The organism is Micromonospora sp. CNZ286 (assembly GCF_014207755.1).
Map to the genome: position 1 here is coordinate 239,492 of NZ_JACHIZ010000001.1, position 23,573 is coordinate 263,064.

Below are 23,573 nucleotides of genomic sequence, written 5' to 3' on the forward strand. Positions count from 1 at the left end.
CTGCGGCTGTGAACGCTCGGTTTGGTGGTTGTGGACCGGCTGGGCCGTCCCGCGTGTAGCGACCGGCTGAGGGGTTCCGCGGTGAGGTGTCGCCGGCTGCGGGAGAGGGACCGGTGGCAAGCCAGTCCCGGGGTTGGACTGGCGCGGCAGTCGGAAGCCCTGACCGTCGACGAGGTCGACGGGTTCGGCTTCCGTACCGCCTGGCCGTGATCGTGCCGCTGGTCGGATCAGCAGACTTGGGGCGGCGGTCCGGCGGTAGTCGGTGGCTTTCCGCCCCGGCGCCGTAGGCGGCCGGGGCGGCTTGCCGCCGGCCGGGTTACCGCCCGCGTCGCGCGGAGCGCGGCGCCTTGATCCAAAACAGAGGAAATCGGCAATGAAGCCGACCGGCTCCTTGTCAGGCACGCCTACGACCTAGGCGAGACGGGAGCGGAGACATCTCGCCTACGAGTTCCGGGCACATCGTCCATAGCGGTCGTAAGCATCCGCGACCTCGGAAGGCTGTCCGCGTCCGGTGGACAGCGGCTGCCGTCGTCCAGGCAGGTTGCTGTCGCCCCGTTGCTGTCGACGGCATTGGGCCGTACCCGCTTAATGCTGGTCGCGTAGCTCTGGCAGCATTCGACCGCCCTTCTGTGCTGAAGCGTCGAGCAACCGTTACCCTGCGTCCGTGCCGTCATCCGCGCTCATTACGTGGCAATCCGATAGGGCAGCACGTGTCCAGGAACTCATGGACGCGCACGCCGCCGTCGGCGGAAATAGGCCTGGTCGGCGGATCGGAACTGCGCAGCTCAACTGGTCGATGGTCTTGCGGCTCGCCGGAGAGTTTCAGGGGTACGCACGAGATCTACACGATCTAGGGGTTGATCACTTGGTTCAGTCGATCGCTCCACCAGGGTCGCCCCTCGCGAGCACCATGCGCATCAACCTAACGCTCAAGCGGGATCTTGATCGAGGTAACGCCCATGCCAATTCACTCAAGAACGACTTTCTACGCTTTGGCTTCGAAATATGGTCAGCCCTCGCTCGGCAAGACCCACGATCCGCGACATGGAAGCAGTCCCTTGACGCGCTGAACAGAGCCCGCAACGCCATCGCGCATGCGGAAGATCAGAAGCTGAGGACGTTGGCCGCGGAAGGTTATCCGATGCAGCTTGGGACGATCCGGACCTGGCGCAGCCAACTCAACAGCCTCGCCAGGTCTATGGACAGGGTCGTCGGAGATTCTCTAGCCGCACTGACCGGGCAGGGGGCACCATGGTAGCGAGGAGGTCTGCCATGTCAGGGCGAACCAAGAGCAATGACGCCGGCTTCGATCCGCCAGATGGGGCGAGGGTCCTCGTCCGTTGGGGCCTTGACCTGCTCCCTGGCAGCCTCGTCGAACGATACGCCAGCGGCTCCGGCGCTCGGATGGTCGTGCGTCTCGACCCTCAAGGGCCCGGAGAAGGTGAACTCCAAACGGTCACAGTGCCAGCCTCCGAGGTTTACCCGGCAGAAGACGTTGACGATCACGACCCGCCTGGAACATGGATCCCTCATGCCAAGTATGAGCGCGAATTTACTCAGGCCCTTAGCCGCATTTTGCGTAGGATGAAGTGGGCGGATGTCACCAAGCTTGAGCACAGGTCGGACGAGGGGTTGGACTTATTCGCAAACACCAACCGTGGTCGACTCCTGGTAGAGGTAAAGTATTCGAACCGAGACGAGTTCACTGAAAAGCGTGCTAATGAGGCTGCGCGCCAGATGGAAAAACTTTCTGCTGCACTAAAGTTCCTCGTCTCAAACGCGCATTTTTCTGACCTTACTGCTAGAAACTTGACAGCGAGCCATGTAATTCCCATTACTTGGCGCTCTCCTGAGGACGATCCCCTGCTGGAAGCGGCTATCAGCACCGCTCTCGAAAGAGCTGGGGTTGCAGTAGAACCGGGTACCGGATCTCCCCGCGGCCGCGGCGGTTCACCATCCCATATGCCCCCGGCCCGTTCATCCGAAGAACGGGCCTCCAAGGCAGGTCGACCACGACACGTGGCGAGGGGAGACATCGAGACGTACTACGAGGATGGGCAGTGGAAGAACCGAACTGAGGGGAACTGGCGCGCGAGCACGGTGCATAAGACAAAGGCGGAAGCGGAAGCCGCTGGCCGGCGAATGGCAGCCCAGCGCGATGTTGAGCATGTGATCAAGAAGAAGGATGGCACCACCGGGGAGAAGGGCAGCCACTACCGTAGTCGTGACTCCCGCCAGGCCTAGGGCTGACAACTTCTTTGACGCCTGCGCTGCCAGGTCGCTCTTGACCTCTGCCGACCGCTCCGCGGGGTACGGGTCGGGCCAGCGGCGGTAGGGGCGGTCCCAGTTGGTGATGGTAGCTGGGCGGCAGGTCTAATCCCCGCGACCCCCGGTTGCAAGTTCTGGAAGGAATCATTCGCCTGGGTTCACTAGTTCCAGCACCAGCAGTTGGAGGCCAAGACATCCCTTCTAGCCCGGCTCAACGAGAACGAGCGGGACGACGGCCGAGAAAAGTCACCCACGGCGATTGCCCCACGCACCCGGAAGGCGTGGCCACATGACAAGCCTCCGTTTTGACGACGACAAGCCTTGGGTCCCCACCCGAGAATGGGCAATCCTTTGGGAGGAAAATGCCGACGAGTACTGGTTCCAAGTTCTTGTAGACTACCGGGATAGAGTTAATGCTTACTACGCGGAGCAATTCCGTGATGATCCCTCCAGTTTTCCCCTAATGCGCTCCACGCGCATCCTGGTTGTGTTCTCGCTTACCCGTTCATGGACCTTCGCTATGCCGGCGAAAATAGATGAAGTGTTAGTCGACGCGCGCTGGGAGGATGAATTTTTGGCAAACCTCGAAATTCTCCGCGCCCCCAATCATGAAGAGACAGTGCGCGCGGTGGCATCTGTTGGCGACGCTTATCGCCTCATCGATGACTTCGACATGACGCAAGGTCCTCATGGCCTAGGTGGCCCTCCGCGCAACCCGTACGCAGATATGAGAATACCGGGCATAGGGGCGGTGGCAGGTTGGCACCTGGCCGACAACGACGAGTCTGCTCGACAATTCGAGGATGCCTTTGCCGAAATGGCAGGTCGAAGAATTAATCGATCGTCATTGCGCGAGTTGCGTGCTGAACTGGCCCGACTCGATCAGGTTTCTTCTCCCCAGGCTCGAGGAATTCAATTTGAGGTCCTAGTGCTTCACATTCTCGCCGCTCACGGATGCGCCGTGGAGCGCGGGAAACATCGGCCCGGGGAGCAAGTGGACGTATTTGTTCACCGGCCCTTCAGGGCAATCCTAGAGTGTAGATGGCAACAGGAGCCGGTGGGCGCTCCTCCCGTCACATTGCTGATCGGAAAGCTGACCCGCGATCGCCCGGCGCTGGTCGCCGGCATTTACATCTCCATGAGTGGATTCACCTCAGAAGCGCCTATTGAGGCTGAACGACATGCACGAGAACGCGTCGTCATCCTCCTCGACCGCCGCGACGTTGAAAGACTGTTAGAGGGGGAGGTGCACGTTGCGGACTTAGTAGAAGAACGAGTGGATGCGCTAGTTCGGCGGTTCTAAGCCCATAGCAAGCCTCTTGCCCTCGGCCTACACAAAGTCCTCATACGCTTCCATCCGGGTCATGCGCATTCCAAGTTGCCCGCTCCTTCAGCGGCTCTGGGCTATCTAGGAAAGGGTTTTTGTAGCTGACCATTTCCTGCAAGAGCGCGATTGCCTCTTCGAGCCGTCCGGCTTGCCTATATGAGTAGATGAGCTCGTGAAGGGCGATTAGCGCGCCGGGGTCATCCAGTCCCAGAACTCTCCTTCTAGTCTCTCTCAAGATTTCTAACTCGTGGATTGCCTCATCCGTCCGACCTGCTTGGAGAAGCTCTTTGGCGCGCTCCAGGCTGGAGTTCTGATTGCCGTCAGATTGCGTCGACTTGTGACCTCCCGCGCGGTCAGCTGACGAGCTTGCGACATGCACTCCTCGCCCACCATCCGTTTCCCTGGTCGCATTCGCCTCTTTTCCTGGTTCATTTCTTCGGCGGGAATATAGCAGCACAATAGTCCCGACACCGACCGCGACAGAAACTCCTCCGAGGAGGATGAGTAACCAGCTGCCGAACCCGCCTGACCCTTGTTCTGCGATAGGAGACCAAGCGTCGGTGGGCAGGCTCGGATTGGAGGTGGGGGCCGCTGACAGGCTAGGCGGCATCGGGGAAGCGGTTGGCGGGTCGGCGAGGCGGCCCCGATCTGTTCTCATCCAAATCGCGGAAGTGACTACGGCGAAGGAAAACAGGAGCACAGCAGTGAGTGCCAGGACTCTTGGTCCCCGGGCTCTGCGAACCTGGATGGGCCCATCGGGGGCATCCGAGTCTTTAGCCTCACCATTACCACGTTCAGCTTTGAGCCACCTCATCACTCCAAGGAGTGTCGATCCGAGTGCAATTAGGAAAGTGAGGATGCCTATCACCGAGATGACAGTTGCCACTTCTCCGCCCCTCACTTGATTTCGGACACAATAATCGAGCATCCGGAAGTGCCGAGCGTGCAACCGAAGAGAACCGTAGATCCTGCGGCAATCGCATTATTGTCCAGGCTCTGCTTAAGCTGGATTGCGGACGCGATATCCGCGAACCAATAAGAGCTAAGGCAGACCAGCAAGAGGCCGGCGCCCACCAGCATTAGGCGAGGAGTCTTCAGCTTCGTTTCCTGCCTGGCGAACAACTCTCCGACCCCAGCAGCGGCAATTCCTGCGGAAACAAGTAAGAGCTCACCCCTGCCGACCAGGTTTTCGTAGGAAGTATCTGTAGAGCGAGACAATGCACTCAGGGCGTTCGCGAAGATCGGCATCACGGCGATAGTGACGCCGAAAAAGAACCACCGCGCCAACTTCGTTCGGATCTCAGCCCAGATAGCTGTTACCCGATCGTCTGCGGAACCAGCCAGCATCGACGTCCTCCTGTTCTTCTCAACCAGGATGCAGGCCCCGATGCCTCGCCGCCAGCAGGCACCGCCCATCATTCTGTCTGCCGTCGCCCAGCCCTCCGGGAAGCGGGCCCGGGCGGTGGTCGGCTCGGCTTGCCCGGTCGAGGGCGGGCGAGATGGCTCGGGTACTCACCGACTGACCGCAAGACCTCGTCGGGTTTGCAGCCATCCCGGAGCCCGAGCGCCGGGCCATAGGCGCAGTAGCTGCTACCCCGCGACCACGGCCAGGACGCCGAAGCGGCGGTCATACGCTCCCCTGCTCCACGAGGGCTCGTGACCGCGCGGCCCGGCCGGGCTGCCGGCCCACCCCTCACCGGTCGTGGTTTGTCGTTCTGCTGCGGCCCGATCGGGTCGGCGGCCGTCCGCGCCAGCCGCCGGGCGTTTGGTGTGGTCCGGCGCCGGCGCGATGCAGAGGGCCGGGCCGCGCGCCCTGGCCTCGGCGCGTGTGGCCCGTATGTCGGGCTGCCTTGAAGAGATATCGAAGGTGCGCAAAGGCCTACTGCTTAGCTCCAGGTAGTCGATAGATCCTGACGACGGCTCCGACGGCTCCATTGGTCAGAGTGACATTCTGTTGTTCGACCAGGGCTGCGCCTACCTCTACAGCGAAGAGCGCTGCGAGCTCCGGATCGGCCGCTACCTGGCGCTCTCGTGTCTCAACGTCGGAGCGTTCGCCTGGTCCGTCCTCGGGGCGACATGGGCTGGCGTATGTTCCGCGGCCGTGTTCGGTCGCGACCAAGCGCTCATCCCGCAGGACGGCGATGGCCTGGCGGATTGTTCCGCGACTTGCCCGGAACTCGGCGGAGAGCGCGCTCTCCGCAGGCAAGAGGCTTCCTGACGGGATGACTCCGCTTGCGATGCGCCGTCTCAGGTCTTCGGCGATGGCGCGGTAGCGGGGCTGTCCGTAGTGCGGGGTGGGCACCTGCTCACCGTACCTGGCACTTGTCTTACCAAGTGCCAACCAAGTGACTCGTTCGACGTATGGACAACACGTCTACTTGTAGGTACGTTTCCCGGTGTGCGGCCAGGGTGACGGCTCGTATCAGGGGTGGTCCGCGCCGGCCCTGGTCGCACCTGAGGCGCGGCGTCCTGTCGGACCGGTTGCGGTAGCCGCGCGGACAAGTTGGTTCGGCGATACCCGACCCGTCTGTGTCGGACGGTGCGCCGTGCCTTCATCCGGGCCGGTGGCCGGCTGCATTCCCCCGTGGCTGGCCACCGGTCCCCGCCTACCTGTGGAGGTGCGATGTCCGGCTCTCATCGTCGGCGCGGTTGGTTCTCGTCCTGGTGGTCCTGGAGGCGTCCGCCGGCTGTGGCCACTGACGGCAACGTCTCGCCGATGCGGCGCACGCCGACCAATGCCGCGCCGACGTACTGGTGGGATGCGGTGCCGACTCGGGAGTTGCCTACGTTGCGCTACGCGCCGTTGATGACGCTGGCGCAGTCCTACCGGGGCAACGGCGGGCGGTGAACTCGATGAGGCGGACGAACAAGTCGATCGAGATTGCGGGGCACCCGGGCTGGTGCGCGCCGGATCGCTGCGGCCATTTGGTGCCGCCTGTGATGGCTCACATGGCCCGGCGTCATCGAGGGCCGATGTTCCGGGTTGGTGACGTCCGATCGAGCGGAGTCGTCGTTACTTACCTCATCGGTGTTGACGCCCTGGCGCCGTTGGTTGCAGTGCACTCGACGTGCCGGACGGGGCACGGCTGGGCAGAGTTGTCGCTGCCCCAAGTGGCCGAACTGGTCGAGCATCTGCGCGGTCTGTTGCAGCAGGCGGGCGGCGACCGCGGAGCTGGCGATGAGTGACCGCCGACCCATGACCGACAGCGTCACGCCGTCGGTCACGTCGTTCGCCTGCCCGGGATGGTGCCGAGGTTGCGGACCGAACGACCCGATGCACCGCGGCTTCATCGCAACCATCGGCCGGGAACGAACAGGCTGGGTCAGCCTTCAGCTCCTCATCGACCGGTTCGCGCGCCGCGACCTAGCCGTCAAGCTCGACGCAACCCGACACGGCGCAACGCAAACCGTGCTTCTCTCGGCGGCGCAACTCGACCGGCTGATCGACGAGCTGACGCGCGCCCGTGACGTGATGCGGGCACCGGTCACTCAGGGCCATCGGACGGGGGAGACGCGATGAACTCCGGCAGCCGTCGGAGCATCGCCGTTCCCCGTACTGCTGGCCCTCGTCGTGGGCAGCTACCGCGAGCAGCGGTACGGGTTCCTCCGGTTCCCCAGCGACCGGCGGGCGGGACCACCTGGCAGACGTTGGAACGTCTAGGGGGTACGGTGACCGGTGTGCATGGCCGGGACTGGCGCCCTCGTTACCTGCAACTCGCGGAGGAGTTGCGGGTAAAGATCATGGCCGGAGAGATGGCCCCGGGCACCCTGATGCCGAGCGAGACCGAGCTGGCCGAGTCGTCGGGCCTCTCCCGTACCAGCGTCCGCAACGCCATCCGGCAGCTCCGGGAATGGGGCCTGGTCCGGGCCGAGCAGGGGCGCGGGACCTACGTCCGTGCGCCTCGGCAGCGGGTACGCCGTCGCAACAGCGAGCGGTACCAGTGGGAGAAGGACCGGGTCCTACTCGACGAGGCCGAGCGGTTGAAGACCGGCGCCACCGAGCACGACACCGGTCTGAGCGTCGACGACCTGAAGTTCCACGCCGAGTACTCCCGGGTGGAGGCGGACGTGGAGATGGCGGCGGCCTTGCAGGTCGAGCCGGGTACGTCGCTGCTGCGCCGCGTCTACTGGACCTCCTCCCGCCACGAGAGCGCGCCGCTGACCGTGTCGTACTCCTACCTGCCGTACGAGCTGGTTGCCGCGAACCCGGACCTGCTCGACGACAGCAAGGAACCGTGGCCCGGCGGCACGCAACACCAGCTCTACACGCTCGGCATCGAGCTGGACCGGATCGACGACGAGATCCGAGCGCGTCCGCCGTCCCCGGACGAGGCCGAACTGCTGGACATCGACCCGGGCGTCTCCGTACTCACCGTCCGGAAGACCTCGATCGACACCACCGGCCGGGTCGTCGAGGTTGCCGACGTGGTGATGCCGGGCGACCGGACCGAGCTTGTCTACTCCCACAAACTCCAGCGGTGGAAGACTTGACGCAGCTCGTCTCGGTCATCACTCCGGTCCACGCGCCCAGCATCGAGCACCTTGCTGGCGCATACGAGTCCTTGGCGAAGCAGGAAATGCCCACCGGGTGGGACTGGCAATGGCTCGTCCAAGAGGACGGGCAGACCGGCGCCCTAGTCGACGCGCTGCCCGACGACCCCCGGATCAGTCACGGCACCGGCCGCCCCGGTGGGCCTGGTGTTGCCCGTACCCTCGCTCTTTCCCGAGTTGCCGGGCAACTCATCAAGGTTCTGGACGCTGACGACCAGTTGACCCCCGGTGCGCTCGCCCGAGACATCGCCGCGTTCGACGCGCACCCGCACATCGGCTGGACCACCTCGCGGGTACTCGACCTGCTGCCCGACGGATCGACCGCCGGATGGGACAAGGACCCAGCCGGCGGCATCGTCGACCGCGGTGCGGTCCTGTCGTTCTGGCAAGCCAACGACTACCGCGCATCAGTGCACCCGGCGACCCTGTGCCTGCGACGGAATCTCGTCTTCGCCCTGGGCGGCTGGATGGCGCTTCCCGCCTCCGAGGACACGGGCCTGCTGCTCGCCGCCAACGCCGTCAGCGCCGGCTACTTCACCCGCGAGTACGGGCTGCTCTACCGCAAGTGGCCTGGCCAGGTCACCAGCCAGGCCGCGCACCGGGAACCGGCCGAGTATCAGGCTCGAATGAGGATCATCGAGGCCAGAGCCAACGCTCTGGCCTCGATGTTGCCGAACGGTCTCCCGCTCACTCCTCTGGCGTAGCCTCGTGCCCCGGCATGCCGTGGGTACGCCGCCGCTCCTTCATTTCCGCTTCGTAGATGTGCCGCTGGCCGCCGGCTAGGGCGTGTCCTGCCGATCTTGTAGGGGTTGGTCGTTGACGATGTGTCGGTGGTGCGTCGTGGTGAGTTGACCGATGAGGCGTGGGCGGTGATCGCGCCGCTGCTACCGGAGCCGGGCGGTGCTCGTGGGCGGTGGCGAGATCACCGGCAGGTCATCAACGGGATTTTGTGGAAGCTGCGCACGGGTGCGCCGTGGCGTGACCTGCCCGAACGTTTCGGGCCGTGGAAGACCTGCCATGAGCGGCTGCGTCGGTGGAGCGCCGACGGGACATGGGATCGGATCCTCGCGGCGGCGCAGGTGCACGACGACGGCACACCGGTGCAGTGGACGATCAGCATCGACTCGTCGATCGTGCGGGCGCATCAGCATGCCGCTGGCGCCCGCAAAAAGGGGGCTCCCCGACAAGTCCGGCGACGCCTGGTGCGCAAGATGGCGAGGCCATCGGCCGATCACGCGGAGGACTGAGCACGAAAATCCACCTCGCAGTCGACGGACGCGGCCGGCCGTTGTCGATCCTGCTCACCCCGGGCCAGGCCGGCGACAACCCCCAGCTCCTCGCCCTGCTCGACGCGATCCGCGTCAACCAGCCCGGACCGGGCCGGCCCCGCAAACGTCCGGACGTGCTGATCGCGGACAAGGGCTACGCCCATGACTCCACCCGTCGAGCCCTGCGCCAACGCGGGATCCGGCACGTCATCCCCGAACGCAGCGACCAGATCGCCCGCCGCGCCGCCAAGGGCAGCACCGGCGGGCGACCACCCGCCTTCGACAAGGCGACCTACCGCAAACGCAACGTCGTGGAACGCTGCTTCAACCGACTCAAGCAATGGCGTGACCTGGCCACCCGCTACGCCAAACGCGCATCCCTCTACCGAGCCAGCCTGATCCTCATCGCCGCCATCATCTGGCTTCCATGATCGACAGGACAGGCCCTAGCTGCTCCCGTGCGTCCCGCTCGATCTCTTGGAACGCCGCGTAGTAGCCGTCGTCGAACTCCTCCATGATTTGGAAGGTCCAACGGCCGGGGAGCAGGTTGCGTCCCAATAGCTCGTGCTCGACCCGGCCGGCCGTCTCGTCGTGCCCAGCTTCACGGAGCAGCTTCACCACCCGGTCGAGGGTGAGATCCGCGCCGCCAACGAGTTGATGCGCCGAGTACAGGTGGCCCCGTACCCGGTGGATCGTCTCCAACGCCTTACTCAACTCGCCCAACGCTTCGACCGTCGTGTCGTCGGGTCTAGGACAATCACTGCTCTTGCCTCGCGGTTGGGTCCGGATTTTCGCTGGCATAGCCACTTAGTACCCTGTGGAGTGCAAGATATTCCAGATTGGCTCTTGTGTCACTCGCGCGTCAATGCCTCTTAGAGTGTTACTCGGCGGAGTCGTCTCCGAGGGGAATTGATGATGGTTGCCTTTGTTTGGCTGCGCGACGTTCCGTTTGCACGGCGCACCAAGAGTTGAGGCCCATCTTGGCAATCACACAAAGCGTCACGGCAGTGGCTGGAGCGACGAAGGAAGGAGCGGCGCCCAAGTGCGGAGCAATTGCGGCGGTAATTGTGGCGACAAAGCCGGCCTGTCCGACGCCGAGATTCTTTATGGCCTCAGCTCGCTCCGCAGCATAGCGGTCCGATGAGCATAGGAAGTCATGAATTTCATCCTGAAACTTCTCAAGATAAATTTTGGCGCCATTCCCAGTTCCGAATGGAAAGGTGTTGTCGCCGTATCCCGCAGCCAGCCAAGCTGCCGGCACCTCGCTCAAGGGTGTTCCTGAAGCCAGGATAATCTCTATTATCTCCTGCTGGTAGGCGGGGAGAGTCCCAACCCACTTTGCGGGATCCCCTGTGATTGCTTCAGCAAGGCCGCTCATGGCAGCATCCCTTTCAGGTAGCCAGCGGAAACGGCGTGGGTTGTTTGGTGGAGTGTGGATGGATCCACTCCGACAAAATCGATCTGCCCCCCGCCGCCGTGCGCGTAACTCCCAGTCGTAATAGCCACTACGCAGCCATTTTTTTGACTAATGGCGGGGCCACCCGACTGCCCGGGCCTAGCTTGCGCATTCAATACAATGTACTTGTTTTTTACGGCGCCGTTTTTTATTAGCACCCTTGCGCCAACTGTGCACAACTGTTGCGTCAGAACTAGTCGGTTGTCGTCGGCGTGCGGGAAGCCAAAGGTGATCACAGGATCCCCTGGTTCGACATCATCCGAAGAGGCCAATGTAAAGCAGGCATTGAAGAACCCCTCGGAGATCTCTAGTAAGGCAAGGTCGCGGAAGGGGTCCGCCTCGGTTATTCGCGCCGGAATTGTGCGCACTCGAATATCGGAAGTGTCCTGATAGTCGTTCAAGCTCTCATATCGCGGCGCTATTGCTACCAGATTCGCGTCGCTGCCGTTAACTACATGGAGGGCGGTGGCAAGTAAATTGCGACCAACTGCGAAGGCGGTTCCAAGAACTTTCAGCCCTGATGGCTCGATGCGAGCAAGCGCAAGCACCACTTGACTTACAGACCTCGCATCGCCTCTCGATGGCATGGCTCCATCGAGCATGCTCGCCGAGTTGGCCGAGGACAGGTCGCGCGCTCCATTCTGGTTCAACCTCTCTTGCCCTTCTTTGTCCTGAACTTGATGCTCCGTCGCCCAGTTAAGCACCCGCTCTCAAGCTTGTTGACTTGTCTGCCAAGTGCCGTCTAGCTTGGAGTCTCAACTTGGCAGACATGCCAACAACCTGGAGGTTGAGCGATGGCTCTGCGTGGCGGTACGAGGTTCGCCGTGCGTTGTGAGGACGTGTTTCCGGCGGGATGCGCCCTGGTCCCCGAGTCCCTGGGTGAGGTCGAGGACTACGACGAGAAGACGGGACGGCGTAGCCCGGCGAAGGACAAGCTGACCGGCCAGCGGGTGTGGCAGGTCCGCGTGATGGACCTGGACCCGGAGCTCGGCAAGCGCTCCCGGGAGACGACAGTCAAGATCTCGGCGGACTACCAGCCGGTCCCGCCGACGGGCGCCCCGTTCGAGGCGGTGGAGTTCGAGGGCATGACGGTCACGCCGTACGTGACCAACAACAACCGGATGGCGTACTCGCTGCGGGCGACCGGAATGCGCGCTCCGGCGGGCGTGACCAAGAAGGCGGCGGCGTAGCCGCATCAGGTGGGGGCGGGGCTGTCAGGTCTTGGCGGACGGCAGCCCCGCCCTCTGTCTCTTCCCCCTGCTCTGTCGAGAGAGGTAGTGACATGTCCAAGCGTAGGCGTTCGCCTGCCCCGGCCCAGCCTCGGTGCGGCGTGTGTCAGTCCAGGTTCGACCCGACCGGCGGAGTGGCCGACCGCTGCCCGCTCTGCGTCGGGCAGCTCGTTCTCCCGTTCCCTCCGGTCCGCGACTCGTCGGGTCGGTTCGTGTCGCTGCGGGGTGCGCGATGACGCGCCAACCGCGTGGCGAGGTGGTGCTGACGACCGCTGGGGATCTGCTGGTGGTCCGGCCGAAGCGGTTCGTCCTGCCGATGTGGGCGGTCGTGCTTGGCCTGCTGCTGCGTTGGCTCGCCCGGGGCTGCTGGTGGTGCCTGCGCCACCCGGTCACCGTCGGCCTGGCGGTGCTCGCCGTCGTCCTCTACGCCGACTACGGCTGGGTGGGCCCGGTCGTTCCGCTGGTCCTGGCGTCAGCGGTGTCGGCCCTGTGGCGGTGGCGCGATGAGGCTTCCTGGTGGCGGTGGTGCGCCGGGCCGCTGCTCGGCCGGTTCCGTCAGGTCTTCGTGTATCGGCGGGCGTGGCGCGAGGCCATGACCCTGTGCGGCCTGGCCGAGACGTACAACCGTCGCGCCGTCCTACCCGAGCTGCTGCGCGTGCGCTCGGATCAGGCGCTCGACGTGCTGACCATCCGCATGGTGCGCGGGCAGACCTCGGCCGACTTTCAACAGGTCACGGCAAACCTCGCTTACGCCTTCGGTCGGCGGCACGCCCGGGTCTACTCCGAGCGGCCCGGCGACCCGCCGGCCCGTACCGGCTATCGGGCGCTGCTGCTGGGGTGGGTGGACCGCGTGCGGTTCCGGGACCGGCCGACCGTGGTCTACCTGGTGCTCGTCCGGACCGACGCTCTGCGGCCGGTGGTGGCGCCTTTCGACGCCCCTGCCGTCCCGGATCTCACCGCGCTGCCGCTGGCCCGGCGGGAAGACCTGGGCACCTGGTCCCTACACCTGCTCGCGACGCATGTCCTGATCGGCGGGGCCACCCGGTCCGGCAAAGGCTCGGTGCTCTGGTCGCTGGTCCGGGCGTTGGCCGGCGGCATCACGTCCGGTCTGGTCCGGCTGTGGGTGATCGATCCCAAGGGCGGCATGGAGTTCGCCATGGGCCGGCCGCTGTTCGCCCGGTTCGCCTGCAAGTCGTTCGAGGCCATGGCTGACCTCCTCGACGAGGCCGTGGCGGTCATGCGGGAACGGCAGACCCGGCTCGCCGGCATGGTCCGGGTGCACACTCCGACCGAGGCTGACCCCTTGGTCGTGGTCGTCATCGACGAGATGGCCGCGCTCACCGCGTACCTGCAAGACGTCGAGCTGCGTAAGCGCATCGCCGGCTCGCTCGGGCTGCTGCTGTCCCAGGGTGCCGGCGTCGGCGTCCTGGTGGTCGCCGCGTTGCAGGATCCCCGCAAAGAGGTGCTGCCGTTCCGGGACCTGTTCCCGACCCGTATCGCGCTCGGCCTCACCGAGGCGGCTCAGGTCGACCTCGTGTTGGGCGATGGTGCCCGCAACCGGGGCGCCCTGGCCGACCAGATGCCACGGTGGGCCAAGGGCGTCGGGTACGTGATCCTCGACGGCACCCCGGAACCGATGCGGGTCCGCTTCTCGTACGTCACCGACGACCACATCCGGGAACTGGCCCAGCAGTACGCGGCCCCGGCCGACGCTGCGGACATCCTCGCCCAGGTCGGCCGCGAGTCGACGCCGGAACCGGTCCGGCTGGCCCTGCCCCGGCAGCGTCGCGGGCCGCTGCTGCCGGACGCGCTGCGCAACATCCTCGACGCCGACGGGGGTGAGTCGCGGTGACCGCCCCGACCTTCTACCGGCTCCGCGCACCGAACCCGGACGGCGCGAGCAGCACGGCGGTATCCGTCCGCGTCGACCCCGACCGGCCCGACCCGTACCCGGTCTATCTCGCCGTCGGCCGCGGCCGGCGCCGCATGCACCTGACCCCCGACGAGGCATGGGCGCTGTGGCGCTGCCTCTCCGAAGCGGTCGCCTCTCTCGGCGACCCACCCGACCACATCCGTACCCGCGTCACCCCGGACCGGAGGTAGCCCCGATGTCCCTCAAGCGCTTCTTCCTCGGCACCCACCGCATCAAGCCGCTGAACATCGACCTGGACGGCTCCCCGGCCCGGCTCGCCGCAGCCCTGCACGGCCTGGCGCACATGGTCCGCCGCCGGGACGACCTCGACGGGCAGCGCATCCGCATCACCGTCACCATCCGCATCCCGGAAGGCGACTTCGAATGATCCGCCACCGAGCCGAGTCCGGCATCCGGGTGCTGATCCTGCTCGCCATCGGGATCATGGCCGGCGCCGCCGCGTTCACCCATGTCCACGACCTGACCGTGGCCCACGGCCAGCCCGACTGGATCGGCTGGGCCAACGCGGTAGCCGTCGAGCTGATGGCGATCTACCTCGGCCTGGAGATCCGCGCCCGCCGTCGCGCCGGTCGCCCGGTCGGCCTGGTCGGCGTGCTCCTGGTCGCGTTCGCCCTGCTCTCCCTCGCCGCCCAGGTCGCGGAAGCCGAACCGTCCGTGTGGGGCTGGATCGTGGCCGCCGTGCCATCCCTGGCGTTCCTCGCCCTGGTCAAGGTTGTCCTGTCCAGCGCACCCGCCCCGGCACCCGAACCGGACCAACCGCCGGTCGACTGGACCTACGAGGTTCCTGAGCAGGTCGTCGCCGAGCCCGAGCCCCAGCAGCCGCTCGTGCCCACTCCGGCGGCCCGCCCGGCACCGGCCGCAGTGCTGCCTTCGCTGGGTGTCGTCCAGCCGAGTCGTCCCCAGGTCGTAGGGATCATCCGATGACTGCCGACCTGGTCTCACCGCACCGGCGCTACGCCGAACTTCTCGATCATGAATCGCCAGAACAGCGGTATCGCCTCCTCGCTAGGACGAGTGATCACATCGTCCCGGCCGGACGTGCTGCGGTGCTCGATCAGTACTCCTCCGGGGCCGACCCGTCCCGACGAGGGCGACCGCACGATCACCACCTCGACCGGCGGTTCGTCTGGTATCGGGCGAGCAGCGACCACCAGGTCATGCATGGAGGTGAGGCCGGCCAGCCGCGAGGCTCCGTCGCAGGCAAGGACGCTGTCCACGATCGCGGCCATGTGCTGGAAGTCGGGATGCCGCGCGGCGAAGTCGTGGAACCGGGTAGCGATCTCCGGCCACGGTACCTCCTCGAACCGGTATGCCCAGCCTCTCCGCATCACCGGCCGAGCATCCCAGGTCCGGGCCTCGGCGTCTCGGCGGGAGGTGCCGCATGACCGGTGATACGGCCACTGCACCGACCTTGCCCGGCCTGGCCCCCGCCGCCCCGGCCCCTGCTGCTCCTCGGCCGGGGTCGCGGGCGGCCCGCATGGCGTTGCCCCGCTCGGTCGACGTGCTCAAGGAGATCGCCGCCGAGTACGGCGTCTGCGTGCGCCCTCTCGCCATGCGTCGCACCGACCTCGACACCGGCCTGACCGAGGTCATCGACCTGCCCTGCGGCGCGACTCGCGAGGACAAGTGCGCGCCCTGCGCCAAGAAGAACCGCCGGCTACGCCAGGCCCAGATCCGGGAGGGCTGGCACCGCGACGACGAACCCCTACCCGGCCCGGAACCCGCGACCGAGGCACAGAAGTCCCTGATCCTCTTCCGCGCACACCTGGAGTTCTCCCGCGACGAGGCCGTACGCGGCGCCCAGTGGGACCAGGTGACCGACCTCGACGAGGCGATCCGCGAGGTAGAGGAAGCCATCGCCGCCGAGGGCCTGCGCGGGCGCGTCGGGCCACCCCATGCCAGCGTCGACGAGGATCAGGACGACGAGCCCGGCCGCCGGCGCAAGCGCTCCACCCGCCGGCGTCAGGATGCCCCCGACCTGCCCCGCCGCAAGGTCGAGCGGCGCACCGTCGGCAAGACCTACACCGGCCGGGACGGCTCGACCTTCCGGCCGTCGATGTGGCTCACGCTCACCCTCGACTCCTACGGCCCGGTCCGCCGCGATGGCACCCCGCTCAACCCCGACCGGTACGACTACCGCCGCGCCGCCTGGGACGCCGTCCACTTCCCCCGCCTCCTCGACCGGTTCTGGCAGAACCTCCGCCGCTGCGAGGGCTGGAACGTCCAGTACGCCGGATGCGTCGAGCCCCAACGCCGACTCGCCCCACACGCCCACTTCGCCATCCGGGGCACCATCCCCCGGGACGTGCTGCGCACCGTGGCGGCGGCGACCTATCACCAGGTCTGGTGGCCGGCGGTCGACGCCCAGCGGTACACCCTCGACCGGCTCCCCGTCTGGGACGACCAGGAGGCGGCGTGGATCGACCCGGACACCCGGGAGCCGCTGACCACCTGGACGGAAGCCCTCGACGCCATCGACGACGACCCAGACGCCGAACCCGTGCACGTCGTCCGCTTCGGCGCCCAGGTCGACGCCCGCGGCGTCATGCCCGGCACCGAGGACGCCGAACGGACCATCCGGTACGTCACGAAGTACATCACCAAGCACACCGGCGACGTCCACAAGGCGACGACCGACCGGCAACGCAAGCACCTCGACCGGCTCTGGCAGCAACTCCGGATCACCCCCTGCACCGAGCGGTGCGCCAACTGGCTGCTTTACGGCGTCCAGCCCAAGAAGGCACACGCCAAGCTCAAGCCCGGCCGCTGCAAGGGCAAGGTCCACCAACGCGACACCCTCGGCATCGGCGGCCGGCGCATCCTCATCTCCCGCGACTGGTCCGGCAAGACCCTCGCCGACCACAAGCACGACGCGCGGGCCTGGGTGCGGGCACTGCTCGGTGCCACCACCGCCAGCGGCGCAGTCGGGCAGCTCGTCGACGACCAGGGCGACACCGCCGAACGGGTCCGGCACGCCTGGGAACTCGCCCGACCCGACGACCCCGACGTGGGACCGCTGGCCCACCGGCTCATGCGGTCGATCAGCGAACGCGCCCGCTGGCGGTCTGAACTGCTCGCAGCCAAGGACCGGGCCGCGCAGGGGTCCGCAGATCTTTCGGCAACTCAGCACAGCGCACAGCACGACGGGGAGGAACCGCAGTGAACGAGGAGTTGTTGACCGTGCCGGAGGTGCTCGCCGAACTGCGGGTGCCGCGCTCGACCTGGTTCTACTGGCGGCAGACCGGAAAGGGGCCACGGGTCATCAAGCTTCCGAACGGGCAGCTTCGGGTCCGCCGGTCGGCGCTCGGCCGGTGGCTCGGTGAGCTGGAGCAGGACGCGGCGTGAAGAGCTACGAGGTCCAGATCTGGGAGATCGGCAAGCGCGCTGACCGGAAGGCTCGGCCCTGGCGGGTCCGCTGGGCGGTGAGCAGCCAACGTTTCGAGGAGATGTTCCGTACCAAAGCCCTGGCGCACTCGTTCCGCGCCGAGCTGGTCCAGGCGGCCAACGCGGGGGAGCCCTTCGATCCGGCCACCGGCCGCCCGGTCTCCGAGGCCAGAGCCAGGAATACCACCACCTGGTACGCGCACAGCCGCGCGTACGTCGAGATGAAGTGGCCCCGGGCGGCGGCCAAGACCCGGCGGTCGATCGTCGAGGCGTTGACCTCGATCACGGTGACCCTGACCCGCCCGGCCAAGCGGGGCAGACCGGCTGACGCCCTGCTCCGCGAGGCGCTGTACCTATACGGCCTCAACCCGCGCCGCTGGTCCGATGAGATCCCCACCGAGCACGCGGCGGCCCTCGCCTGGCTGGAAACCGCGTCCCTGCCGGTCGTCGAGCTGGACTCACCCGCGATGGTCCGCCGTGTCCTCGACAGCCTCTGCGTCCGCCTCGACGGCAAGCCCGCGGCTGCCTCCACCGTCCAGCGGAAGCGGGCCACCTTCTACAACGTGCTCGGGTACGCCGTCGAGCTGGAGCTGATCGACTCCAACCCGGTCGACAAGGTGCAGTGGACCGCCCCCGAGGTGGCGCAGTCCATCGACCGGCGGGTGGTGGCGAACCCGGCCCAGGTTGCCGCCCTGCTGGAGGCGGTGAAATCTCTCGGCAAACGGGCCGACAAGGTCACCGCGTTCTTCGGCTGCCTCTACTACGCGGGCATGCGCCCTTCCGAGGCGGCCGACCTGCGGCGGGAGGACTGCGACCTTTCGGGCCGGTGCGCCGACTGCGGCGCGGATTTCGACGACCTGGCGGCGGTCAAGTCTTCCCGGTCCTGCGACCACGAGAAGATCGAATATCGCTGGGGTCGCCTGGTGCTCGCCGGCACCTCGCCGCGCGCCGGCTCCCACTGGACCGATGACGGCGGCTCCCACGAGCGGCGTGGACTCAAGCACCGGGGGAGGGCCGAGACCCGGACGGTCCCGATCCCGCCCCGGCTCGTCGAGTTACTGTGTGCGCACGTCGAGAACCACGGGGTAGGTCCGGATGGCCGGTTCTTCCGGGGCCTGCACGGTGGGCCGCTCTCCGAGTCGGTCTACGACAGGTGGTGGAAGCTCGCCCGGGAGAAGGCGTTGACCGAATCACAGGTCGCCTCGCCGCTCGTTCGCCGGCCGTACGACCTGCGGCACGCGGCGGCCTCGCTCTGGCTGAATGCCGGCGTCCCGCCGACCGAGGTCGCCCGGCGCTTGGGCCACGGCGTCGCCGTCCTGCTCCGCGTCTACGCCAACTGCATCGACGGCGGCGACGACACCATGAACGACAAGATCACAGATGCGCTCTCCTGAACATGGTCGGCGAGCTGTCCCGACTGCCCACCGGCAAGCGGCACGGTACGGTTCCGACGTGTTTACCGGGGCTGGTGCCAAGATGGGCGTTGAGGCGGCTCAGCGCCTCGCCGCCTTGGGCTGCTGCGAGATCGAAGATGGGCTGACCGACGCCGAGTTTGCTCGCATTGAGCGGAAGTTCGGGTTCGAGTTCGCGGAGGACCATCGAGCCTTCCTCGCAGTTGGGCTTCCAGTGTCGTCCGCGCCGGAGGACGGCGCGACGTGGAGTAACCCGTGGCCCGACTGGCGGGGCGGTGACCCGGAAGCCCTGCGAATGCATGTCAACTGGGAGCTCGACTTTCTGATCGAGCGAGTTGAGGACGGCGAGTGGGACCCGCGCTGGGGTTCTCGACCGAGCACCCGCGACATGGCTTCCCGCGAGGCCCGTCGGGTGCTCTTGGCTGCGCCGAAGATGGTCCCCGTCTACGGTCACCGCTTTCTGCCAGCCGGTCGGGGTAGCTACGGCCATCCTGTGCTGTCGATGTGGGGGTGGGACATCATCGTTTACGGGGCGGACTTGCTCGACTACATCGGCAATGAGTTCGACCGGACCTACGACGACCGGCAGCAGGCGGAGGTGACCGTCCCGTTCTGGCGGGACTACCTACCTACTCAGGCGTGAGGGCGGGCGGCTGGGGCACCTGCCGTTGGCGTGGGCAGATGGTGGGCGGTTGACTGACCTAAACCCGCCAGAGGGAGTGAACCGGCAGCTCAGCGGCAGGGGTCGGACCAAGATCGCGGACGCCCTGTAAATCCGTCGCGAAAGCTACAGAGGTTCGAATCCTCTACCCGCTACCAGGTGCAAGAACGGCCCCGTGAGTTGCGAAAACGCGCTCCGGGGCCATTCTCGTTCAGGCCGTGCGACACTCGTCAGCCCTGTCGGCTTGCGCCGTTAAGCTGAGCCATGATCGAAGCGGGCAGTCGCATGCGCGGTCAAGCGCCTCCGCCGGCCGTCGTCTTCGAGGCGCTGAGCGAGCCTGACCGCGACCCGGCACGCCCGTGGCTTCGGTTGCTCGACGACGAACAGCGACCGCAGATCCTGCGCCGCGAACGCCCGAACCTGGTCGTCTGGTCATCGCTGTGGTCGAAGCGACCCGACGCGCAGGTGCGCTTCGATCTCGCGTCCGACGGGCATCAAGGCACTCTGCTTCGGTGGACGTTGCTGCTCGCCGAGCCTCTTCCCGACCCCTCGCTGCTCGGGCATCTGCGTAGGCGACTGAACGAGCTGATCAACGCGAATCTGCGGTACACCTTCGGCCAGTAGCCGCGCGACCGGTCCGCCGGGCCGCGTCCTCCGGCGGACGGGCCGGTAGATCGATACTGGGTCGTGGATCAGGATGAGGTTCGGGTGCTGGCGACCGCCGAGTTCACCAGACGGATGCGCGCCGGCAAGCCCCGAGGCGGGTTCCAGATCGACGACTGGCAGATCTCCGAGCCGTACGAAGCGCAGGTGCGAGGACTCCGCGGAACCGAGCGCCTGCTGGTCGTCGACTTCGTCCCCCGTGGCGAGACCCGAGCCCGGGGGCACTGCAAGCTCAGCGTGGCGGTCGATCCGGACACCGGCGTGACGGACATGCTCAGATGACGTACGCCGAAGGCGCTGGACGCCCCTGGTGAGCCCACTGAGCGGTTCCGGCGTGAATGAGCGAATCATCCTCTGGCGTTCATGACAGGGGCAGGTATGGTGGTCAATGCCCGCGGGTCCGGTGGTGGTCCACTGGGCGGATCGGCCAGGTCGAGCCGGCCGGGCGACCCAGGGTTGGTGGTGTGGGGTTTCGCGTGACTTGATCCCCTTCGTGGGTGAAGGTGGGAATCCGCAATGGACGAAGCGGCTGACGTCCCTTCACCCCCATGACCTGGCTGCGTGTCGTGGGTGGCCGGGCCGAACGGCGGAACCTGACAGCTACTCGGGCTGGGCGGGTCCTCTCCGCTTTTCTGCCCCTCAGGCTTGTGGCACGATCGGGAAACCTTCACCATCCCTGTGGCAATCTCCCGACAGGAGCAATCATGTCTGGTCGAACGCTGGGCCGGCTGCTTGGCTCGCTCCTCGTGCTCGCCGCCATCGCAGGCGCCTTCGGCATCCTCCCCGGCACCAGTAGCGCGCAACTCGCCGACATCGTCTGGACGATGGACGCCCCGCGCTGAATCATCGAGTCGTCCGCCGACCGGCGGACGACGTCTCGGGTAGGAGGGGCATGGCAAGCCAGGGCCGACCTCGTAGGTCAACGGAACGTGCCTGGCTCGTCACCGCCCCTCTGGCGCTGCTGGCGGTGGTCTTCAGCACCTGCATCGCCCTGGTGGCGGATCACCCGTTCGGCAAGTGGCCGCTCGCCTTCGTGTTCTTCGTCGTCATGGCGGGGATCAGCTTCGCGGTGCTGAACGTCTACGTCCGGCGCCAGTCGGTGGGCGTGACGCTCACCGAGGTGCCACTGATCGTGGCGCTCTACTTCCTGCCGCCCTTGAGTGTCGTACTGATCTACACGCTCTCGGTGCTGATCTGGAGTGCCTCGCACCGTTTCGGCGCGGCGAAGCTCTGGTTCAACGTCGCCAAGGCCGCCGCCGCCACCTCGCTGGCCAGCCTCGTACTCCTGGCGCTGCCGCCGCTGCGCGGTGTCGGGCCGGGGACCTGGGGCTCGCTGTTCCTCGCCGTCTGCGTGGTCACGCTGGTCAGCCTCGTGAGCGTGGTCGGTGTGCACGTGCTGCTCCAGGGCTGGCAGGCCGGGCGGGACGCGCTGCGCAGCATGCCGACCGCTCTGCTCACCGCCGCCATCAACGTGGCGATCGGCCTGCTCGTCCTGATCGCCCTGAAGACGACGTGGTGGTCGGCGCTGCTGCTCGCCGCCCTCTTCAGCGGCCTGGTCCTGGTCTACCGCTCCTACTCCCAGTTCTTCCGCCAGCACCGCACGCTGGCCGGGATGTACGAGCTCACCCGCCTTCTCGCCTCCGGCACCGAGCGGTCACTCGCCGACATCCTCCTCGACCGGGTACGCGCGCTGATGCAGGCCGAGTACGCGACGCTCTGGCTGCCCGCCCAGGGCCGGCATCCCGAGGTGCTGCTCACCGCTCGGGTGGACACCCCCGGCCTGCTGGACCTGGCACCCACCCCGGCGAGCCTGCGCCAGCAGGTGCACAAGAAGGGTCGTACCCTCTCGATCGGCCGCTGGCTCGGCGGCGATCCGGCGTTGCGGCAGGCCGCGGGGGAGGAGCGGGTCAAGGACGCCATCGTGGTGCCGCTGCGCTCCGGCCAGGCCGTGATCGGCACGCTGGAGGTGACCAACCGGCTCAGCGACATCGGCCACTTCGCCCCCGGCGACATCCCCGTCTTCGAGACGGTCGCCGCGCACGCCGCTGTGGCGCTGGAGAACTCCCGCCTGGTCGACCGGCTGCGGCACGACGCCGACCACGACGCACTCACCGGCCTGCCCAACCGGCGGCGCCTCACCTCGTCGGTGGCGGAGGCGGTCAAGATCCGCGCCCCGGGTGAGGTGGTGGCGCTGCTGCTCTTCGACGTCGACCGGCTCCGCCAGGTGAACGAGTCGCTGGGTCACGCCGCCGGCGACAAGGTGCTCATGGAGGTGGCCGAGCGGCTGCGCTCCTGCGCGCCCTCCTCGGCGCTCGTCGGCCGGGCCGGCGGTGACGAGTTCCTGGTGACGCTGCGGCTGGAGAGCACCGAGGCGGCCCTGGAACTGGCGGCCCAGCTGCGGGAGCAGATCCGCGACGAGATGGTCTTCGACGCGCTCACCCTGGACGTGGACACGGTCGTCGGGGTGGCCGTGCACCCGGACCACGGCAGCGACGCGGTGGCGCTGCTGCAACGCGTCGACCTGGCCGCCACCGCGGCCAAGTCGGTACCGGGCAGCGTGCAGCTCTACAGCCCGGCGCTGGAGTCGCGGTCGCTGCGCCGGCTCGGCCTCGCCGGCGACCTGCAACGCGCGCTGGACGAGGGCGAGCTGGAGGTCTACTTCCAGCCCAAGGTCACGTTGCGGGACCGCCGCCTGGTGGGCGTGGAGTGCCTGGCCCGGTGGGAGCACCCGGCGCACGGCAGTGTCGCCCCGGACGACTTCGTGGCGGTGGCCGAGCACACCGGCCAGCTCGGCCGGCTCACCGAGTTCGTGCTCCGGGAGAGCCTGCGGCGCAGCCGCGACTGGAGCCACGGCGAACAGCCGCTGTCCGTCGCGGTCAACCTCGCCGCGCGTACGCTCACCGACCAGCACTTCCCGGCGCTGGTACGCGACCTGCTGGCCGAGTACGGCGTACCGCCGCAGCGGCTGACGCTGGAGGTCACCGAGGCGGGTGTCCTGGACGGCACCGAACGTCCCATACCCACCCTGCGCAGCCTGCGTGACCTCGGTGTCCGCCTCTCGGTGGACGACTTCGGCACGGGTAACTCGTCGCTGGCGCAACTGCGCCGGCTGCCTGTGCACGAGGTGAAGGTGGACCGGTCGTTCGTGCAGGGCATGGCGACCGATCCGGGCGACCTGGCGATCGTCAACGCGGTGGTGACGCTGTCGCAGCAGTTCGGCCTGGCGGTGGTGGCCGAGGGCGTGGAGAGCGAGCTGACGCTGGAGCTGCTCCAGGACATCGGCTGTGAGATCGGCCAGGGATTCCTGTTCAGCCGCCCTCTGCCGTACGAGCGGCTGGAGGCCTGGTTCGGCGCCCAGGTCGACCCGGAGACGGTGGTCGCGGGGGAGCTGCCGCGCCTGCGAGTGGTGCCCTGACCAGGG

The 23,573-nt window shown here is 66.9% G+C and carries 26 protein-coding genes and 1 pseudogene; 21 read left to right on the forward strand and 6 right to left on the reverse strand.

Translation table 11 applies throughout. The features are described 5' to 3' along the window. The first annotated feature begins 1,272 nt into the window (after positions 1-1,272). Positions 1,273-2,244: a DUF2188 domain-containing protein gene (locus FHX31_RS01160; protein ID WP_184974654.1), complete on the forward strand. Its 972-nt coding sequence runs from the start codon at positions 1,273-1,275 to the stop codon at positions 2,242-2,244. 313 nt (positions 2,245-2,557) lie between these two features. Then, positions 2,558-3,571, forward strand: a complete 1,014-nt coding sequence (locus tag FHX31_RS01165; RefSeq protein WP_184974656.1) for a restriction endonuclease — start codon at positions 2,558-2,560, stop codon at positions 3,569-3,571. A 921-nt stretch (positions 3,572-4,492) separates the two neighbouring features. Here FHX31_RS01165 and FHX31_RS01170 read toward each other — a convergent pair. Next, positions 4,493-4,942, reverse strand: a complete 450-nt coding sequence (locus FHX31_RS01170; RefSeq protein ID WP_184974658.1) for a hypothetical protein — start codon at positions 4,940-4,942, stop codon at positions 4,493-4,495. A gap of 532 nt (positions 4,943-5,474) precedes the next feature. Then, positions 5,475-5,897: a GntR family transcriptional regulator gene (locus FHX31_RS01175; protein ID WP_184974660.1), complete on the reverse strand. Its 423-nt coding sequence runs from the start codon at positions 5,895-5,897 to the stop codon at positions 5,475-5,477. 387 nt (positions 5,898-6,284) lie between these two features. Here FHX31_RS01175 and FHX31_RS01180 point away from each other — a divergent pair, with 387 nt between their 5' ends. The 6 genes from FHX31_RS01180 (at position 6,285) to FHX31_RS01205 (ending at position 9,845) form a co-directional block, all read left to right on the forward strand. After that, complete coding sequence (locus FHX31_RS01180; protein ID WP_184974663.1) at positions 6,285-6,443, forward strand: hypothetical protein; 159 nt, start codon at positions 6,285-6,287, stop codon at positions 6,441-6,443. Between the two features lie 5 nt (positions 6,444-6,448). After that, the gene (locus FHX31_RS32505; RefSeq protein WP_402882214.1) at positions 6,449-6,781 is read left to right on the forward strand and encodes a hypothetical protein; all 333 of its coding nucleotides are present in this window, start codon (positions 6,449-6,451) and stop codon (positions 6,779-6,781) included. A 10-nt stretch (positions 6,782-6,791) separates the two neighbouring features. Continuing rightward, positions 6,792-7,115, forward strand: coding sequence for a precorrin-4 C11-methyltransferase (locus tag FHX31_RS01190; RefSeq protein WP_402882216.1), 324 nt, complete (start codon positions 6,792-6,794; stop codon positions 7,113-7,115). Positions 7,116-7,264: 149 nt separating this feature from the next. Next, entirely contained in the window at positions 7,265-8,086 is an 822-nt protein-coding gene (locus FHX31_RS01195) for a GntR family transcriptional regulator (protein WP_184974666.1), read from the forward strand. Continuing rightward, entirely contained in the window at positions 8,074-8,850 is a 777-nt protein-coding gene (locus tag FHX31_RS01200) for a glycosyltransferase family 2 protein (RefSeq protein WP_402882219.1), read from the forward strand. Before FHX31_RS01195 ends, FHX31_RS01200 begins: the two co-directional genes overlap by 13 nt. A 129-nt stretch (positions 8,851-8,979) precedes the next feature. Next, a protein-coding gene (locus FHX31_RS01205) for an IS5 family transposase (protein ID WP_013474031.1) occupies positions 8,980-9,845 on the forward strand; the annotation gives its coding sequence in 2 pieces (ribosomal slippage) (positions 8,980-9,313 and positions 9,313-9,845; 867 coding nt in all). 16 nt (positions 9,846-9,861) lie between these two features. On the opposite strand, the pseudogene FHX31_RS01210 reads toward FHX31_RS01205, so the two are convergent. The 3 genes and pseudogenes from FHX31_RS01210 to FHX31_RS01220 form a co-directional block, all read right to left on the reverse strand. Continuing rightward, a pseudogene (locus FHX31_RS01210) lies at positions 9,862-10,215 on the reverse strand (hypothetical protein); the annotation flags it as partial. 79 nt (positions 10,216-10,294) lie between these two features. Further along, entirely contained in the window at positions 10,295-10,792 is a 498-nt protein-coding gene (locus FHX31_RS01215; protein ID WP_184974706.1) for a hypothetical protein, read from the reverse strand. Beyond that, complete coding sequence (locus FHX31_RS01220; protein ID WP_221487987.1) at positions 10,789-11,574, reverse strand: S1 family peptidase; 786 nt, start codon at positions 11,572-11,574, stop codon at positions 10,789-10,791. Before FHX31_RS01220 ends, FHX31_RS01215 begins: the two co-directional genes overlap by 4 nt. 90 nt (positions 11,575-11,664) lie before the next feature. Between FHX31_RS01220 and FHX31_RS01225 the strand changes: the two genes are divergently transcribed. From FHX31_RS01225 to FHX31_RS01245, 5 genes are all read left to right on the forward strand, one after another. Beyond that, positions 11,665-12,060: a transcriptional regulator gene (locus FHX31_RS01225; RefSeq protein WP_091426451.1), complete on the forward strand. Its 396-nt coding sequence runs from the start codon at positions 11,665-11,667 to the stop codon at positions 12,058-12,060. 271 nt (positions 12,061-12,331) lie between these two features. Continuing rightward, positions 12,332-13,951 carry an FtsK/SpoIIIE domain-containing protein gene (locus FHX31_RS01230; protein WP_184974709.1) on the forward strand — a complete coding sequence of 540 codons (1,620 nt, stop codon included), beginning with the start codon at positions 12,332-12,334 and terminating at the stop codon, positions 13,949-13,951. Continuing rightward, complete coding sequence (locus FHX31_RS01235) at positions 13,948-14,202, forward strand: hypothetical protein (protein WP_184974712.1); 255 nt, start codon at positions 13,948-13,950, stop codon at positions 14,200-14,202. Before FHX31_RS01230 ends, FHX31_RS01235 begins: the two co-directional genes overlap by 4 nt. A 5-nt stretch (positions 14,203-14,207) precedes the next feature. Next, complete coding sequence (locus tag FHX31_RS01240) at positions 14,208-14,399, forward strand: hypothetical protein (protein WP_184974714.1); 192 nt, start codon at positions 14,208-14,210, stop codon at positions 14,397-14,399. Beyond that, positions 14,396-14,956 carry a DUF2637 domain-containing protein gene (locus tag FHX31_RS01245; RefSeq protein ID WP_184974717.1) on the forward strand — a complete coding sequence of 187 codons (561 nt, stop codon included), beginning with the start codon at positions 14,396-14,398 and terminating at the stop codon, positions 14,954-14,956. The genes FHX31_RS01240 and FHX31_RS01245 overlap by 4 nt, the downstream gene beginning before the upstream one ends. Before the next feature lie 14 nt (positions 14,957-14,970). Here FHX31_RS01245 and FHX31_RS01250 read toward each other — a convergent pair whose 3' ends face one another. Beyond that, the gene (locus FHX31_RS01250) at positions 14,971-15,438 is read right to left on the reverse strand and encodes a hypothetical protein (protein ID WP_184977893.1); all 468 of its coding nucleotides are present in this window, start codon (positions 15,436-15,438) and stop codon (positions 14,971-14,973) included. Here FHX31_RS01250 and FHX31_RS01255 point away from each other — a divergent pair. The 8 genes from FHX31_RS01255 to FHX31_RS01290 all read left to right on the forward strand — a co-directional run bounded on the left by FHX31_RS01255 (position 15,414) and on the right by FHX31_RS01290 (position 23,567). Next, a complete protein-coding gene (locus tag FHX31_RS01255) occupies positions 15,414-17,195 on the forward strand; it encodes a replication initiator (protein WP_184974720.1) in 1,782 nt (593 codons plus the stop codon). The two genes, FHX31_RS01250 and FHX31_RS01255, sit on opposite strands and share 25 nt — an antisense overlap. Beyond that, entirely contained in the window at positions 17,192-17,377 is a 186-nt protein-coding gene (locus FHX31_RS01260; protein ID WP_018784531.1) for a helix-turn-helix transcriptional regulator, read from the forward strand. Before FHX31_RS01255 ends, FHX31_RS01260 begins: the two co-directional genes overlap by 4 nt. After that, positions 17,374-18,810, forward strand: a complete 1,437-nt coding sequence (locus FHX31_RS01265) for a tyrosine-type recombinase/integrase (RefSeq protein ID WP_184974724.1) — start codon at positions 17,374-17,376, stop codon at positions 18,808-18,810. The genes FHX31_RS01260 and FHX31_RS01265 overlap by 4 nt, the downstream gene beginning before the upstream one ends. A 58-nt stretch (positions 18,811-18,868) precedes the next feature. After that, positions 18,869-19,471 carry a hypothetical protein gene (locus FHX31_RS01270; protein WP_240638541.1) on the forward strand — a complete coding sequence of 201 codons (603 nt, stop codon included), beginning with the start codon at positions 18,869-18,871 and terminating at the stop codon, positions 19,469-19,471. 282 nt (positions 19,472-19,753) lie between these two features. Next, positions 19,754-20,113 (forward strand): hypothetical protein, encoded by a 360-nt coding sequence (locus tag FHX31_RS01275; protein ID WP_184974727.1) that lies wholly within the window; start codon positions 19,754-19,756, stop codon positions 20,111-20,113. Positions 20,114-20,197: 84 nt separating this feature from the next. Further along, entirely contained in the window at positions 20,198-20,434 is a 237-nt protein-coding gene (locus FHX31_RS01280; RefSeq protein ID WP_013288655.1) for a hypothetical protein, read from the forward strand. Between the two features lie 422 nt (positions 20,435-20,856). Further along, positions 20,857-20,994, forward strand: coding sequence for a hypothetical protein (locus FHX31_RS01285; protein WP_013288654.1), 138 nt, complete (start codon positions 20,857-20,859; stop codon positions 20,992-20,994). Positions 20,995-21,044: 50 nt separating this feature from the next. Continuing rightward, a complete protein-coding gene (locus FHX31_RS01290; protein ID WP_013288653.1) occupies positions 21,045-23,567 on the forward strand; it encodes a putative bifunctional diguanylate cyclase/phosphodiesterase in 2,523 nt (840 codons plus the stop codon). The last annotated feature ends 6 nt before the right edge of the window (positions 23,568-23,573 follow it).

Bases quoted from the DNA above. Each gene is read 5' to 3' on its own strand.
- FHX31_RS01255 (WP_184974720.1), top strand. From the start codon at position 15,414: ATGACCGGTGATACGGCCACTGCACCGACCTTGCCCGGCCTGGCCCCC.
- FHX31_RS01240 (WP_184974714.1), top strand. From the start codon at position 14,208: ATGTCCCTCAAGCGCTTCTTCCTCGGCACCCACCGCATCAAGCCGCTG.
- FHX31_RS32505 (WP_402882214.1), top strand. From the start codon at position 6,449: ATGAGGCGGACGAACAAGTCGATCGAGATTGCGGGGCACCCGGGCTGG.
- FHX31_RS01190 (WP_402882216.1), top strand. From the start codon at position 6,792: ATGACCGACAGCGTCACGCCGTCGGTCACGTCGTTCGCCTGCCCGGGA.
- FHX31_RS01275 (WP_184974727.1), top strand. From the start codon at position 19,754: ATGATCGAAGCGGGCAGTCGCATGCGCGGTCAAGCGCCTCCGCCGGCC.
- FHX31_RS01290 (WP_013288653.1), top strand. From the start codon at position 21,045: ATGGCAAGCCAGGGCCGACCTCGTAGGTCAACGGAACGTGCCTGGCTC.
- FHX31_RS01215 (WP_184974706.1), bottom strand. From the start codon at position 10,792: ATGAGCGGCCTTGCTGAAGCAATCACAGGGGATCCCGCAAAGTGGGTT.
- FHX31_RS01230 (WP_184974709.1), top strand. From the start codon at position 12,332: ATGACGCGCCAACCGCGTGGCGAGGTGGTGCTGACGACCGCTGGGGAT.
- FHX31_RS01165 (WP_184974656.1), top strand. From the start codon at position 2,558: ATGACAAGCCTCCGTTTTGACGACGACAAGCCTTGGGTCCCCACCCGA.
- FHX31_RS01160 (WP_184974654.1), top strand. From the start codon at position 1,273: ATGTCAGGGCGAACCAAGAGCAATGACGCCGGCTTCGATCCGCCAGAT.
- FHX31_RS01225 (WP_091426451.1), top strand. From the start codon at position 11,665: ATGGCTCTGCGTGGCGGTACGAGGTTCGCCGTGCGTTGTGAGGACGTG.
- FHX31_RS01285 (WP_013288654.1), top strand. From the start codon at position 20,857: ATGTCTGGTCGAACGCTGGGCCGGCTGCTTGGCTCGCTCCTCGTGCTC.
- FHX31_RS01170 (WP_184974658.1), bottom strand. From the start codon at position 4,942: ATGCTGGCTGGTTCCGCAGACGATCGGGTAACAGCTATCTGGGCTGAG.
- FHX31_RS01245 (WP_184974717.1), top strand. From the start codon at position 14,396: ATGATCCGCCACCGAGCCGAGTCCGGCATCCGGGTGCTGATCCTGCTC.